Annotated in this window: 14 protein-coding genes; 6 read left to right on the forward strand and 8 right to left on the reverse strand. The window is 67.4% G+C overall.

Annotation, left to right across the window (positions count from 1 at the left end; genetic code table 11):
- The 3 genes from Q1K49_RS10305 to Q1K49_RS10315 all read left to right on the forward strand — a co-directional run.
- Positions 1 to 845, forward strand: an 845-nt coding sequence (locus Q1K49_RS10305; protein ID WP_300525762.1) for an efflux RND transporter periplasmic adaptor subunit, incomplete at its 5' end; no start/stop codon positions are given.
- A gap of 4 nt (positions 846 to 849) precedes the next feature.
- A complete protein-coding gene (locus tag Q1K49_RS10310; protein ID WP_300525764.1) occupies positions 850 to 1557 on the forward strand; it encodes an ABC transporter ATP-binding protein in 708 nt (235 codons plus the stop codon).
- Positions 1554 to 2783 (forward strand): ABC transporter permease, encoded by a 1230-nt coding sequence (locus Q1K49_RS10315; protein ID WP_300525766.1) that lies wholly within the window; start codon positions 1554 to 1556, stop codon positions 2781 to 2783. The genes Q1K49_RS10310 and Q1K49_RS10315 overlap by 4 nt, the downstream gene beginning before the upstream one ends.
- Before the next feature lie 22 nt (positions 2784 to 2805).
- Here Q1K49_RS10315 and Q1K49_RS10320 read toward each other — a convergent pair whose 3' ends face one another.
- A complete protein-coding gene (locus Q1K49_RS10320) occupies positions 2806 to 3525 on the reverse strand; it encodes a phenylalanine--tRNA ligase beta subunit-related protein (RefSeq protein WP_300525767.1) in 720 nt (239 codons plus the stop codon).
- 197 nt (positions 3526 to 3722) lie between these two features.
- Complete coding sequence (locus Q1K49_RS10325; RefSeq protein WP_300525769.1) at positions 3723 to 4853, reverse strand: VIT1/CCC1 family protein; 1131 nt, start codon at positions 4851 to 4853, stop codon at positions 3723 to 3725.
- A 268-nt stretch (positions 4854 to 5121) separates the two neighbouring features.
- Here Q1K49_RS10325 and Q1K49_RS10330 point away from each other — a divergent pair, with 268 nt between their 5' ends.
- Together Q1K49_RS10330 and Q1K49_RS10335 are read left to right on the forward strand one after the other, a co-directional pair.
- Positions 5122 to 5751, forward strand: coding sequence for a MotA/TolQ/ExbB proton channel family protein (locus Q1K49_RS10330; protein WP_300525784.1), 630 nt, complete (start codon positions 5122 to 5124; stop codon positions 5749 to 5751).
- Positions 5748 to 6149 carry a biopolymer transporter ExbD gene (locus Q1K49_RS10335; protein WP_300525771.1) on the forward strand — a complete coding sequence of 134 codons (402 nt, stop codon included), beginning with the start codon at positions 5748 to 5750 and terminating at the stop codon, positions 6147 to 6149. Before Q1K49_RS10330 ends, Q1K49_RS10335 begins: the two co-directional genes overlap by 4 nt.
- Positions 6150 to 6342: 193 nt before the next feature.
- Here the strand turns inward: Q1K49_RS10335 and Q1K49_RS10340 are convergent, their stop codons facing one another.
- Positions 6343 to 6588: a hypothetical protein gene (locus tag Q1K49_RS10340; RefSeq protein WP_300525772.1), complete on the reverse strand. Its 246-nt coding sequence runs from the start codon at positions 6586 to 6588 to the stop codon at positions 6343 to 6345.
- A gap of 46 nt (positions 6589 to 6634) precedes the next feature.
- On the opposite strand from Q1K49_RS10340, the gene Q1K49_RS10345 reads away from it, so the two are divergent.
- Positions 6635 to 7036, forward strand: a complete 402-nt coding sequence (locus Q1K49_RS10345; RefSeq protein WP_300525773.1) for an energy transducer TonB — start codon at positions 6635 to 6637, stop codon at positions 7034 to 7036.
- Here the strand turns inward: Q1K49_RS10345 and Q1K49_RS10350 are convergent.
- The 5 genes from Q1K49_RS10350 to Q1K49_RS10370 all read right to left on the reverse strand — a co-directional run.
- A complete protein-coding gene (locus Q1K49_RS10350; RefSeq protein WP_300525775.1) occupies positions 6981 to 8063 on the reverse strand; it encodes an ABC transporter ATP-binding protein in 1083 nt (360 codons plus the stop codon). The genes Q1K49_RS10345 and Q1K49_RS10350 overlap by 56 nt on opposite strands.
- Positions 8060 to 9124 (reverse strand): iron ABC transporter permease, encoded by a 1065-nt coding sequence (locus Q1K49_RS10355; RefSeq protein ID WP_300525777.1) that lies wholly within the window; start codon positions 9122 to 9124, stop codon positions 8060 to 8062. Before Q1K49_RS10355 ends, Q1K49_RS10350 begins: the two co-directional genes overlap by 4 nt.
- A complete protein-coding gene (locus tag Q1K49_RS10360) occupies positions 9121 to 10296 on the reverse strand; it encodes an ABC transporter substrate-binding protein (RefSeq protein ID WP_300525779.1) in 1176 nt (391 codons plus the stop codon). The genes Q1K49_RS10355 and Q1K49_RS10360 overlap by 4 nt, the downstream gene beginning before the upstream one ends.
- Positions 10297 to 10337: 41 nt before the next feature.
- On the reverse strand, positions 10338 to 12308 hold the full coding sequence (locus tag Q1K49_RS10365) for a TonB-dependent receptor (RefSeq protein WP_300525781.1): 1971 nt from the start codon (positions 12306 to 12308) through the stop codon (positions 10338 to 10340).
- Positions 12309 to 12310: 2 nt separating this feature from the next.
- Positions 12311 to 12527, reverse strand: a 217-nt coding sequence (locus tag Q1K49_RS10370; RefSeq protein ID WP_300525783.1) for a hypothetical protein, incomplete at its 5' end; no start/stop codon positions are given.

Here is a 12527-nt window from a genome sequence, read left to right on the forward strand (position 1 = left end):
CGAAGGCCAACCTGGACAACACCCGCATTCTCTCCCCCGTGGACGGCGTGGTGATCGGCAAGGACGTGAGCGAGGGACAGACCGTCGCGGCAAGCTACCAGACGCCGACACTCTTCACCATCGCGGAGGACCTGACCAAGATGGAGGTCCAGGCCGATGTGGACGAGGCGGACATCGGCGCCATCGCCGAGGGCATGGAGGCCACGTTCACGGTGGACGCCTTTCCCGACGAGGTTTTCCACGCGAAGGTCCACCAGGTCCGCTTCCTCGCAGTCACCGTGGAGAACGTGGTCACCTATCCGGTGGTGCTTCGGGTGGACAATCCGCACCTGAAGCTCAAGCCGGGCATGACCGCCAACGTCTCCATCGAGACCGCCGCGGCCCGGAACGTCCTGACGGTTCCCGCAGCGGCACTGCGCTTCACACCCCCCGAGGCGTTCCTCCACCCCGAAGGCGCCGCCGGTGCCGCGGATTCCTCGTCTTCGTCCGCAGCGACCGGAACCGGAACGGCACCTGAAAAAAACAGGGGATCCGGCGGCGGAACCGGAAGCGGCAAGGGAGCCGGTCCCGGCTCCGGTTCCGGAAAAAATGCAGACAGGGCCGGAGGCCGGGTCCTCTGGATTCTCGAGGAGACCTCCGGAAACCGTCCTTCTCTGAAAGCCGTCCCCGTGAGGACGGGGCTCTCCGACGGGTCGAAAACCGTCGTCTCCGGTGACCTTCGGGAAGGACAGCAGGTCGTCACGGGAACCACCTCGGGCGCTTCCTCGGGCGCTTCCTCGGGCGCGTCCTCGAACAGTGCGGGAACGAGGCAGAGCGATCAGCCTCCCATGCCCCGCTTCTTCTAGAGCCATGGCACTGCTCGAACTCGAAAACATCCACAAGACCTACGATCTCGGGGAGGTGCAGGTCCACGCCCTCCGGGGGGTGACGCTCTCCGTCCGCAAAGGGGAATATCTGGCCGTCATGGGAACCTCCGGCTCGGGAAAATCCACCCTCATGCACATTCTGGGATGCCTCGACACGCCCACGGAGGGACGCTATCTCCTGGACGGGAAAGATGTGAGCGGCCTCGCCGGAGACGATCTCGCCCGGATCCGGAACGACCGGATCGGCTTCGTCTTCCAGGGCTTCAATCTCCTGGCCCGGACTTCCGCCGTGGAAAACGTGGAACTTCCGCTCCTCTACGCGGGCGTTCCGCGAAAGGAGCGGCGGCAGCGCGCCCTGGAGGCGCTGGCACTGGTGGGCCTCTCCGGGCGGGAGCACCATCAGCCGCACCAGCTCTCGGGAGGGCAGCAGCAACGGGTGGCCATCGCCCGGAGCCTCGTGAACGGCGCCCCCCTCATCCTCGCGGACGAGCCCACGGGAAATCTGGATACCCGGACCAGCGAGGAAGTCATGGAGCTTTTTTCGCATCTGAACGAGACGGCGGGCATCACGGTGATCCTGGTCACCCACGAGCCGGAGATGGCCCGCTACGTGGAGCGCATCGTCACCATCCGGGACGGACTGGTGGTCTCCGACGAGGCCAAGGCCAGGGAAAGGAGTTTCGCCTCATGATCGCGCCGGAAGAAATTCTCCTCACCGCCCTTCGGGCGCTGCGAACGAACAAGATGCGCTCCCTTCTCACCGTGTTGGGCATGATCATCGGCGTGGCGGCGGTGATCGCCATGTTCGCCGTGGGAACGGGGGCTCAGGTGCGGATCACGGAACGATTCGCCAGCATGGGGAGCAATCTGCTCGTCGTCTTTCCCGGGTCGAGCCGGAGCGGCGGTGTCCGGGGCGGCGGAGGCACACTTCCCACCCTGACGCTGGAGGACGCCGAGGCGATCCTCCGGGAGTGCCCCGCCGTGGCGGACGTGGCGCCCCGCGTGTCGGGACGGACCCAGGTGGTCTACGGCAACGCCAACTGGTCCACCAGCACCGTGGGCTCCACGGCGTCACTGCTCTCCATCCGGAACTGGACGCTCGAAAGCGGAAGGAATTTCACCGAGTCGGACCAGCGGAGCGCCGCAAAGGTGTGCATCCTCGGCGCCACCGTCGCGGCGGAACTTTTCGGCGGCGAGGATCCTCTGGGCAAAATCATCCGGGTGAACAAGATCCCCATGACCGTTGTGGGACTTCTGGCGGCGAAGGGAAGCTCCGCCGCCGGCTCCGACCAGGACGACACGGTGCTCGTTCCCGTGACGACCGCCATGAAGCGTCTCTTCGGCGCCCGCTTTCCCGGCAAGATCCAGGACATGACCATTCAGGCGAAAAGCGCCGCGGAGATCGCCGCGGCGGAGAGCCAGATCACGGACCTGCTCGCCCGGCGGCACCGGATACGCCCCGGCGAGGAGAACGACTTCACCGTGCGGAATCTCTCGGAGATCATGGAGGCCGCCCAGGAGGGAGCGCGCATCATGTCCCTTCTGCTCGCCGCCGTGGCCTCGGTGTCGCTTCTCGTGGGAGGCATCGGCATCATGAACATCATGCTCGTCTCCGTCACCGAACGGACGAGGGAGATCGGCATCCGCGCCGCCGTGGGCGCCCGGGGAGCGGACATTCTGCTCCAGTTTCTCGCGGAGGCGCTCCTCCTCTCTCTCGCCGGGGGAATCCTGGGCATCTGCACCGGCGCCGGGGGAGCGTTTCTGATCTCCCACTTCGCCGACTGGCCCGCGGTGATCGCCCCCGAATCGGTGGCCCTCGCCTTCGGCTTTTCCGCCGCCATCGGAGTCTTCTTCGGCTTCTACCCCGCATGGAAGGCCTCGCGGCTCAACCCCATCGAGGCGCTGCGCTACGAATAGGGGATCGGGGCGCGGTCCTCGCCTACTCCAGATCGAAGAACGGGGCCTCCCGGCGGAGCAGGGCGGTGCGCACCTCCCCGCCGAGACGGCACCGTACCTGTTCGGCCAGTTCCTCCATGGCCTTCGCGACGGAAACGGCGAAGGAGTCGTCCACGCCCTCGATGCAGAGCAGCGCGTTCCGGGTCGTCTCGGTCAGCTTGGTCCGCTCCGCCTCGCGCCAGTTCCAGCAGCGGCAGAGAATTCCCCCGTCGTCCGCGTAGACCACCTCGCCGGGCAGGGGCGGCTCGTTCGTCTCGCTTCCGAGAGGGACGAAAAGTTCGTCGCCTCTCGCGAGGGTGAGGCGGACGTCACCGCTGGACACGTCCAGATCCTCTCCGCCGCAGGGGAGCGCGAAGTCCAGAGAGACAATGTTGTACAGATCCACCAGAGGGTTGATGGAGGGCAGAGGTTTGCCGTTCTTCACCCGTCGGAGCAGCGCCTCGATGGAGGATCGGTTTCCCTTGGGCGCACCGAAGCGCTTGTAGGCCTCGCGCCAGGGCGCCACGGCGGCATGCCCCGCCAGTTCCACATCGCGAAAACGCTCCTCCGCGCGAGCCGCCGCCGCCTGCAGGCGCTCCGGCAGGGAAGGCACCTCGTCCTTCCGGGAAAGCCATCGGTTGTCGAAATTCCGCGCCACCGCCACAGCGATGACGCAGGAGGGAAAGAGATTCCAGAACGCTTCTTCGATGACAAGACGTCGCATGAGCCCTTCATCCTTCCTGCAACATGTTCTCCATCGGATCTTTCGCCGACGGACCTTCGGGACACTTCCGTTCTTTTGGCCCCCGCGTGGTCCGGGGCGTTTCTGCAGACGCAGTATCGCTCCGGAAGGAGGGACTTCGTCGGCCTCTCCTCCGCCCGGAAGACCTCGCGGCGCAGCTTCATAGAGGCATCCCCGCGTCACCCGCCGAGGTTCACGCCGATGAGAGCGCCGATGACGTAGGTGACCACCGCGGCGCCCAGGCCGAAGACGATCTGCCGCCCTCCCGAGGCGAGCAGAGGCTTCCCCGTGACCAGCGTGATCCCCGCGCCGATGACGAAGAGCCCGAGGGCGGAGAAGGCGCCGCTGGCCGCCACGGCGGCATGCCCCGACAGGAACAGGAAGGGAAGCACCGGCACCGCCGCACCCACGGCGAAGAGCGCAAACGATGTGAGGGCCGCCTCCCAGGCGGAGCCGCCCAGTTCCTGGGGGTCGATGCCCAGCTCCTCCCGGGAGAGCGTGTCCAGGGCCCCCTCGGGATCGGCGAGAATGGAGCGGGCCAACTCGCAGGCCTGGGATTCGGGGAGCCCCTTGGCCTGATAGATCAACGCCAATTCCTCCATCTCCTCCTCGGGGGACTCCTCGAGTTCCTCCTTTTCGATCTGGATCTGATTCTCGTAGAGTTCCCGGGCGCTCTGCACCGAAAGCCACTCTCCGAGGGCCATGGAAATGGCCCCCGCCAAGAGACCGGCCATGCCCGTGACCAGAATGGCCCGACCCTCCAGGGCGGCTCCCGCGACGCCCATGACGAGGCTCAGGTTCGACACGAGCCCGTCGTTGGCCCCCATGACGGCCGCCCGGAGCGCGTTGCCCCCCGTGAAGCGGTGACGCCCCTCGAGACGAGCGACGGCGCTGCCCTCCAGCCCCCGGGAACTTCCTCTCGAAAGGGAGCGAAAAATCCTTGCGTGGGAACGCTCCTCCGCGGCAATGCGGGGAACTTCCGGATCGGGCTGTCCCGCGTACTCTTTTCCCGCGTCTCCCTCCATGGCGGTCACGCTCTGAAGGATGAGCCCCGTCCCCCAGACCTTCGCGAGCCACCCGAGAAGACGCACGCGCCACCCCGGCGCGAAGGGAGAAACCGTCCCGCCGGCCTCTTCGATCTTCCTGCGCCACGTGTCGGCGTGGCGCTCCTCCGTCTCGGCCATCTTTCGGTAGATCCCGGCCAGCTCGGGATGCTCTTCCCTCTCCGCCATGATCCGATAGAGCACCGCCGCCTCCCGCTCGGACTGCAGGTTTCGCGCATAGCGCCGAAGATCTTCGTTTCCGGTCATGTCCGTACCTCCCCGTGCTGTGGGCGCGTTTCCGGCGCTCCGGCACCGTCGCCCCGCTTCAAGTATACGCCACATTCCCCGTGCGCTCCCGGAAAAACCGGGAAAAATCGTGGATTCCGAGGAGCCTTTCGCCTTGTGAAGGCTCTCTCCGAACGTCTATAATGAACCGGGAAGCGGACCGGCCCTTTCGGAAACGCCGCAGGGGCTCTGCACACGCGGACGAAGGGAAGGGCGGCGCTTCGGAAGGGATGTCGATGTCGTGGAAATCATGCGTGCCGGCGGATTCGTCATGTGGATCATCCTTGCCCTCTCCATCGGAGCGGGCGCCGTCGTCCTGGAACGCCTTCTCTTCTTCCGTCGGGCTTCCACGAACCCCGTGCTCCTTGAGGAACGCCTCGGCAAGGCACTCTTCGAGGGGGACCGGGACACCGCGTCCCGCATCGTCGCGGAAGGGAAGTCCTCGCTGCACCACCTCTTTTCCGCCGCCATCGCCCATTGGCAGATCGATGCGGAAACGCTCAAACTTCTGCTGGAGCAGGAGATCCGCCGGGAACTCTTCCGCTGGGAGAAGGGGCTTGCCCTTCTCGGCACGGCGGCGCGTCTGGCGCCGCTTCTCGGGCTTCTGGGAACCGTGCTCGGCATGGTGGAGATCTTCCGGCTTCTCCCCGAGTCCGCCGCGTCGCCCATGATAACCCTGGCGGGAGGCATCTGGAAGGCGCTTCTCACCACCGTTGCCGGACTCTGCGCCGCAGTGCCCATGGTGCTGGCCCACACCTACCTCGCCTCTCGGGTTGCCCGCGCCGAGGAAATGCTCGAGCGGGGAGCGGATTTCATCCTCCGGGAAAAACTCCTGGGGAGGTCCTCGGGCAACGGTCCTGTCGCGAAGGGAAAACCATGAAATCCTTCCGGGAGCGCTCCCGTTTTCCCGAACTGGATCTGACGCCCCTCATCGACATCCTCTTCATGCTCATCATCTTCTTCGTCCTCGCCGCCAGCTTCGACCGGGGCGCCGTGACGGTGGAGCTTCCCCGGGGCACCGCGTCCGAGGTCTCCGAAACACGCCCCCTGGTGATCACCGTCACCAAAGAAGGATATTTTCTCCTGGACGACGGCGCCACCGCCTCCCCGGAGGAGACGCTGGCCGCTGCAGCCGCCGCCGCAGCGGCGGGCCGGCCCGTCTCCATCGCCGGAGATGTGGCTGCACCCTGGGGAACCGTGGCGGAACTGCTGGATCTCCTCCGAAGCGGCGGCGTCACCTCCGTGGGGCTGCTCTTCACCGAGCGAGGCGTTCCGTGAGACGCTACGCACTTCCCCTCCTGGGCAGCCTCTTCCTCCACGGAGCCCTTCTGCTCTTCCCTTTTCCGTCCCTCGATACACCCGCTCCGCCGCAGGCGCTGACGGTGCGGATGGTGCGCCTTCCCCGGGATGCCGCCGTATCCCCCGCGCATTCCGCCGAAACCTCCGAGCCCTCTCCGGAGGAGAGCGTTCCCTACGAACCGCACACCGCGGAAGCACTCCCTCCGGAGCACGAACGTGCCGCACTCCCCGCGACGCCACCGCCTCTCCCCGAGCCGGAACCCGCCCCCCCTCGCCCCGAGAGAACGGAGACCCTGACACCTCCGGCACCCACGATTCCACCGAAGGCACCCTCTCCGAAACCGTCTCCCGCGCCGACGAAACCGGCACCGACAAAGACACCGAAGACGCCTGCGCCGTCTCCGGCACCCCCCGTCACACCCAAGCCTCCGAAATCGCCCGAACCGACAGGGACGGTTTCTTCCGTGCACCCTCCGGACACGACGGAACCGGCGCAGCCCGGACGGGCCGCACCTCAGGAGCAGGTCGCTCCCGCTCCCGCGGGGACGAGCACCCCGAAGCCGGAACCCGGGGCAGGAGAGCCGCCCCTTCCGGCCGTCCCGGAGGGCGTGCTCGACGTGCAGACCCTGGAGGTTCTGCGCCGGGTGGACCCCGCCTATCCCCCCTCAAGCCGGAAGCGCGGCGAGGAGGGGACGGCGGTTCTTCTTCTTTCCGTGGCAAAGGGGAAGGTGCAGGAGGTGGCCGTGGAGAAGAGCAGCGGATTTCCCCGTCTGGACGAGGCCGCCGCCGCCGCGCTGCGGCGCTGGCTGTTCAGTCCCTCCCTGACGGGACAGGTGCGGGTTCCCGTGGTGTTCCGGCTGGAATGAGGGGAAAGAGGCGGTCGAGTTCCTCCGACAGGTCCGCGATGGACGCGACGCAGCGCTCTCTGCCGCCTTGCGGACGCAACAGGAAACGGCCGTTCCCGGCCGACTCCGGAAGCACTTCGAGTGTCCCCTCCCGCAGTGCATCTCCCCGGGCGATGCCGAAACCGCACCGCTCCAGGGCGGACTCCGCACAGATCCTGGCCTCCCCTTCCCCCTTCACTTCCAGAACGGCCCGGAAGCGTACGCCTCCGAAGGGGAAAAACCGCCCGGAAAAGGGGTCGAAGCGGAGCGTCTCCGACGAGAAGAGGCGTCCCAGTGCACCGGAGAGCACCAGATCCTCCGGAGCACCTTCGAGAAGCGTGCCTTCGTCGGCGAGCAGCCAGAGGTGGTCCGCGAAATGCACCGCCACGGAAATGTCGTGGATGGCCACGAGAACGGTCATGCGCCGCGTCCGGCAGAGGTCCCGCAGAAGGGTTACCGTCTCCACCTTGTGCAGCAGGTCGAGAAAGGCCGTGGGCTCGTCCAGGAGAAGCAGCTCCGGCTCCTGGGCCAGCGCACGGGCGGTAAAGGCCCTCTGGCGCTCCCCGTCGCTGAGTTCGAAGAGGCTGCGGTTCCGGAAGTGCGACATCCTCAGCACGGAGAGCGCGTCCTCCACCGCGGCCCGGTCCTCCCGCCGGAGACGCCCCCTCCAGTCCGTATGGGGATGACGCCCCAGCGCGACCAGATCGAAGACGGTCATGTCCGGCGCGATCTCCCTTTCGGAGAGGACCGCGCTCACCCGGCGGGCGAACTCTCCGCGATGCCACTCCAAAAGGGGCCGTCCCCGGAGAAACATTTCTCCTCCCAGCGGGGGCTGCAGACGGCAGAGCGTGCGCAGCAGCGTGCTCTTGCCGATGCCGTTTCTCCCCACCAGGGCCGTGAGGCGCCCCTCCCGGAGCGCGAGGGAAAAGGGCCCCGCCACGCGTCGCTCCTCCCGCCCCCGACGGTAGCCCACGGAGAGCCCCTTCAGTTCCAAGAGCGGCACGGTCATGACGTGCCTCCGCGGCGTCGGAGCACAACCCAGACCACCACGGGCGCGCCGAGCAGCGAGGTGACGGCGTTCACGGGAAGGAGCAGGGCACTTCCCGGCGCGTGGGAGAGCATGTCCGCCGCGAGAGCCATTCCACCTCCCGCGGCGATGCAGGCGGGCAAAAGCAGCCGGTGATCCTCGCAGCGCAGCAGTCCCCGGCAGAGGTGCGGCGTGGCGATGCCCAGAAAGGCGATGGGGCCGCAGAAGGCGGTGACGCTGCCGGACAGGAAGGCCGTCACGCCGATGAGCCCCATGCGGACCCGCTCCACGGGAACGCCGAGGGTTCTGGCATAGCGCTCGCCGAGGAGCAGGGCGTTCAGCGGCTTCGTCAGAAAGTACCCCGCCAGCAGGGCGGGGAGAATGCCCAGCGCCATGGTGGCCACCTGGGGCCAGGATGTGGAGGAGAAGCTGCCGAAGCTCCATGCGAGATAGCCGTGCGCCCGTTGCGCGGAGGAAAAATGGAGCAGCACCGTCACCAGGGAGTTCACCGCCTGCCCGAACATGAGGCCGAGGATGAGGAGCACCGTGCCGCTCCGCACCCGCGAGGCCACGACGAGAATGAGCAGCAGCACCGCCAGGGAGCCCGCCCAGGACGCCGCCGCAACGCCACCGAGGGCGGCGAAGCGTGCACCTAGACCGGGACCCGCCAGGTCCGCCGCGAGGAGCACCAGCGCGACACCCAGGCTCGCCCCCGCGTCCACGCCGAGCACAAAGGGTCCCGCCAGCGGATTGGCGAAGAGCGTCTGCATGGAAAGCCCCGCCACGGCGAGGGCCGACCCCGCCAACAGGGCCGTGAGCGCCCGGGGAAGGCGGAAGCGGAGCACGATGAGATCCTCCGGCGACATGCCCGCACCTCCCCGGAACAGAGAGGCGAGGACCTGCCCCGGCGAGAGTGCCACCGACCCGAAGAGCACGTCCGCCGCAAAGGCGAACAGGAGCACCACCCCGAGGAGAAGCAGAAGCCGACGGGCCCGCCTGTCCCGCGCTTCCTGCTCCTCTCCGGAAAAGAAGCGCTCGTTCACGGAGCCGTTCCTCCCCTCTCCGGAAGAAGACGGTAGTAGAAGAACGCATGCTCCGGGAAAAGCGCGGGATGCAGAAGCGCCGCCAGATCGGCGAGCACCAGGTCCGGGCGCCACACGGCGCTCTCGTAGTAGTCGTTTCCTCCCGTGGCGTTCGAGCGAAGATCGTTGTTGTAGAGCCGTCCCTCCCGGAAGGGACGGAACAGCGCATGCCGCGGGTCGTCCCGAACCGCGTCCTCCCGGGATTTCCACTGGCCGCAGTTGATCCAGTACTCCGCCTCGCCCGAGCGGGCAAACACCGCCTCCCCGTCGAAGGGAACGGACACGGAGCCGGGAAGGTCGCTCCAGAGGTAGCGTCCGCCCGCGTCGGCGATAAGCCGGGCGGGCCAGCTCTCGCCTCCTCCGATGTACCAGGTCCCCCGAAAGGGAGCGCCGGTCATCACCACGGGACGCGCTCTCACCGTGGCGGCAATGGTTCGCACGTTCTCATAGCGCGCCGCCACATCCCGGAAGAACGCTTCGCCCTCCGCGCCCCTGCCGAAAAAATGCGCGAGGAAGACGATCCACTCCGCCCGGGCGAGGGGAGTCGCCTCCAGGTACTCCGAGAGAAAGACCACGGGAACGCCGAGTTCCCGCAGGCGGAGCGCACTCTCCTGCTCCTGGGAGGTGTAGGCGTAGGCAAAGACCACGTCGGGGCGAAGGGCGACGATCCGCTCGAAGTCCGAGCCCGCGCCCATGCCGCCCTCCGGTCCGACCTCCACGGGGTTTTTCGCCTTCGCCGCGGGGGAATAAAGGAAACGCCCTCCGCCGACACCCACCAGCGTCTCCAGCTCGCCCAACAGTTCCAGGGCGCTCACGGTGGGAATCGTCATGGCCAGCACCCTCCTGACGGGAACCCGGATCCGGGGCAGCAAGGCCAGTTCTTCCGGAAGGGGCGTCTTTTCGTCCTCCACGAGAACCCAGGCGAGTTCACCCTCCCCGCCTATCCAGGGAAGGCGGTTCCGGAGAAGCGTCCATCCCTCCCCCCGCTCCACCGTGAAGAGCGTCGCCGCGGAGGGAATTCTTTCCTCCGCCCCGGCGGGAAAAAGCCCGAAGCCCGCCGCAAACCGGAGGAACAGCACCGCCGCGACAACTCCAAGCAGTCTCGCGACGGTGCGTCCTTCGGGGCACTTCACCGGAGCGGCCCGTCCTTTTCGGCGGATGCGCACGCGCATGCTCATAATGTCCATGAGAAGGACAGATACCAGGTCCGTCCCGCGTCGGGATACCAGACGAGCTGGGGCGCCCCGACGGAGGGAACCAGCTTGCGGTCCGACGAGGCGTCGAAGAGATCCCGCACGCCCAGGGTGGCGGTTCCGCCCCCCGGGAGGAACCACTTCACGCCCAGCCCGACCGTGGTGAGATCCTCGTAGGCGAGATCCCCCGTCTGGTCGAACCAGTTCTCGCTCACGTACTCCACTTCGGCAAAGGCGTCGAGGCCGGCCGAAAGTGCCGTGGAGAGGCGCGAGAAGAGGGCATGCCGGGGGCGGTTCGGGAGGGGCTTGCCCCAGCGCGCGCCGGGGGAACGGTTCTCGCCGTTCGTATACGTGTAGGAGAGGAGCAGGTCCCATCGTTTCCACGATGCAGTGACCTCCACCTCGACGCCTTCGATGAAGCTCTTGCCGATGTTGTCGTAGTACCCCACGTAGGGACTGGCCATCACGAACTCGATGAGATCGTCCACGTCGCTCGAAAACCAGGTGACGCCCGCGGCGACCCGGGCGGCACCGACCGTTCCCGCCCAGTGGACCCCGAGATCGAACTGCGTCCCCGATTCCCAGCGCAGGTCGGGCCTTGGAACGATGAGCGCGCCGTCACCGTAGCGCTCGTAGAGGTTCGGCGCCCGATGGTACTTGCCCCAGCTCGCCTTCCAGCGGAGCGCCTCGGACATGCGCCACTCCGCCGCCAGGGACCAGGAGACGTTTCCCTCGCCGTCCACGCGATTCCAGCGCACCGTGGGAACGAGGAAGAGCGTTCCTCCGCCGAGGACGACGGTATCCGCAAGCGTCAGATCCAGGGCATCCTGATCGTAGTCGCTCCGCAGGTCGTAACGGGTCTGGGCGTCCCCCCGCACATCGAGGGTCTCCCGGGAGGCCCGGGCCACCAGGTCCAGCGTCTGGTTCGGCGCCACGGGCAGCGACGCCTGGGTCAGAAGATGCCACTGGGTCGTCTCGTACCGATTCCGGGTCGACCGGGGCAGAGGAAGCGTCCGGGGATCGAGGGGATCGTAGAACTCCTTCTCCTGGGTGACATACCCGACGTTCCACGACCAGACACCCTTTCCCAGAGACGCACTGCGGCCGAAGGCGAACTCCGTGCGGATCGTGTCCAGATCCGCTCCCGGCGGGTCGTCCGGCTTGTCGCCCCCGGAGGCCTTCCGGGGAAGCTCCTGGGAGCGGGCGAAGTACTCCGCCCGGAGATTCCACCCCTCGTCATCCTCCCACCGGAAGAGAAAGTTCTTCTCCCGCCAGGCGTTGTTCCGCCGCGTCGCCTCGTAGTCGTCGTCGGGATTCCAGTACGTACCATTGTCGTTGCGGTAGGAGAAATCTCCCGTGGCGCCGGAGAAACCCGCCACGGCGAGATAGCGGCCGCCCCCCAGCTCGTTGCCGTACCGCAGGGTCGTCCGCCATTCCCCGTAGGCGCCGCCCTCCACCAGAACAGCCCCCTCGTAGCCCGAGGGGCTTCGGGTGGTGACGGAGATCACCGCCCCCATGCCGGACACGCCGAACCGGGCCGGAACATACCCGCGGTAGATTTCGACCCTCTCCACGGCGCTCACGGGGATGGAGGCGAGGTCCACCGCGGATTCGCTCGCGGAATTGACGAGTCTGCCGTCCACGTAGACCGCCACCTGGGCGGCGGTGCTTCCCCGGACGGAGGCGACGGTGTAGCCGCCCCGCCCGCGAAGGCGCACCACGTGCACGCCCGGGCTCTGTTCGAGCAGGTCCGCGAGGGTCTTTCCCTCGCCCTCGGTCTCCTCCGGGCGGATCACCGTCACCGCTCCGGGGGAAACATCCTGATCCTCCTCGGGGCGGGCACCGGTGACCACGACGGCGGGAAGATCGGTTCCCGCGGCGATGCCTTGAACCGACAGCGCGAGCACCAGGCAGAGGGTGGGAAGCAGCACGCTTCCCACCCGAAAGAACATCTTCAGCGCCGCCACGCCGCACCCAACAGAAGGGGCACGAGCAGGAAGAGCGCACCGACGCCGGTACCGGACACGGCACACCCGCCGCCACCGCCGGAATCGCCGCCGGAAGCGGTGCGCAGGGGCGCCACCGCGTAGGGCTGACCGCCGAGAACTGTTTCGCCCAGGCGGCGAACCTCCGCCCCGTCGCCGCCGTAGACCCGAAGGGATCCGTCACCC

It is taken from the genome of Aminiphilus sp., from assembly GCF_029975095.1.
GTDB lineage: Bacteria > Synergistota > Synergistia > Synergistales > Aminiphilaceae > Aminiphilus.

Coding starts and splice junctions, on each gene's coding strand:
- Q1K49_RS10310 (WP_300525764.1), top strand. CDS start 850: ATGGCACTGCTCGAACTCGAAAACATCCACAAGACCTACGATCTCGGG.
- Q1K49_RS10365 (WP_300525781.1), bottom strand. CDS start 12,308: ATGTTCTTTCGGGTGGGAAGCGTGCTGCTTCCCACCCTCTGCCTGGTG.
- Q1K49_RS10335 (WP_300525771.1), top strand. CDS start 5,748: ATGAAATCCTTCCGGGAGCGCTCCCGTTTTCCCGAACTGGATCTGACG.
- Q1K49_RS10315 (WP_300525766.1), top strand. CDS start 1,554: ATGATCGCGCCGGAAGAAATTCTCCTCACCGCCCTTCGGGCGCTGCGA.
- Q1K49_RS10330 (WP_300525784.1), top strand. CDS start 5,122: ATGCGTGCCGGCGGATTCGTCATGTGGATCATCCTTGCCCTCTCCATC.
- Q1K49_RS10320 (WP_300525767.1), bottom strand. CDS start 3,525: ATGCGACGTCTTGTCATCGAAGAAGCGTTCTGGAATCTCTTTCCCTCC.
- Q1K49_RS10325 (WP_300525769.1), bottom strand. CDS start 4,853: ATGACCGGAAACGAAGATCTTCGGCGCTATGCGCGAAACCTGCAGTCC.
- Q1K49_RS10350 (WP_300525775.1), bottom strand. CDS start 8,063: ATGACCGTGCCGCTCTTGGAACTGAAGGGGCTCTCCGTGGGCTACCGT.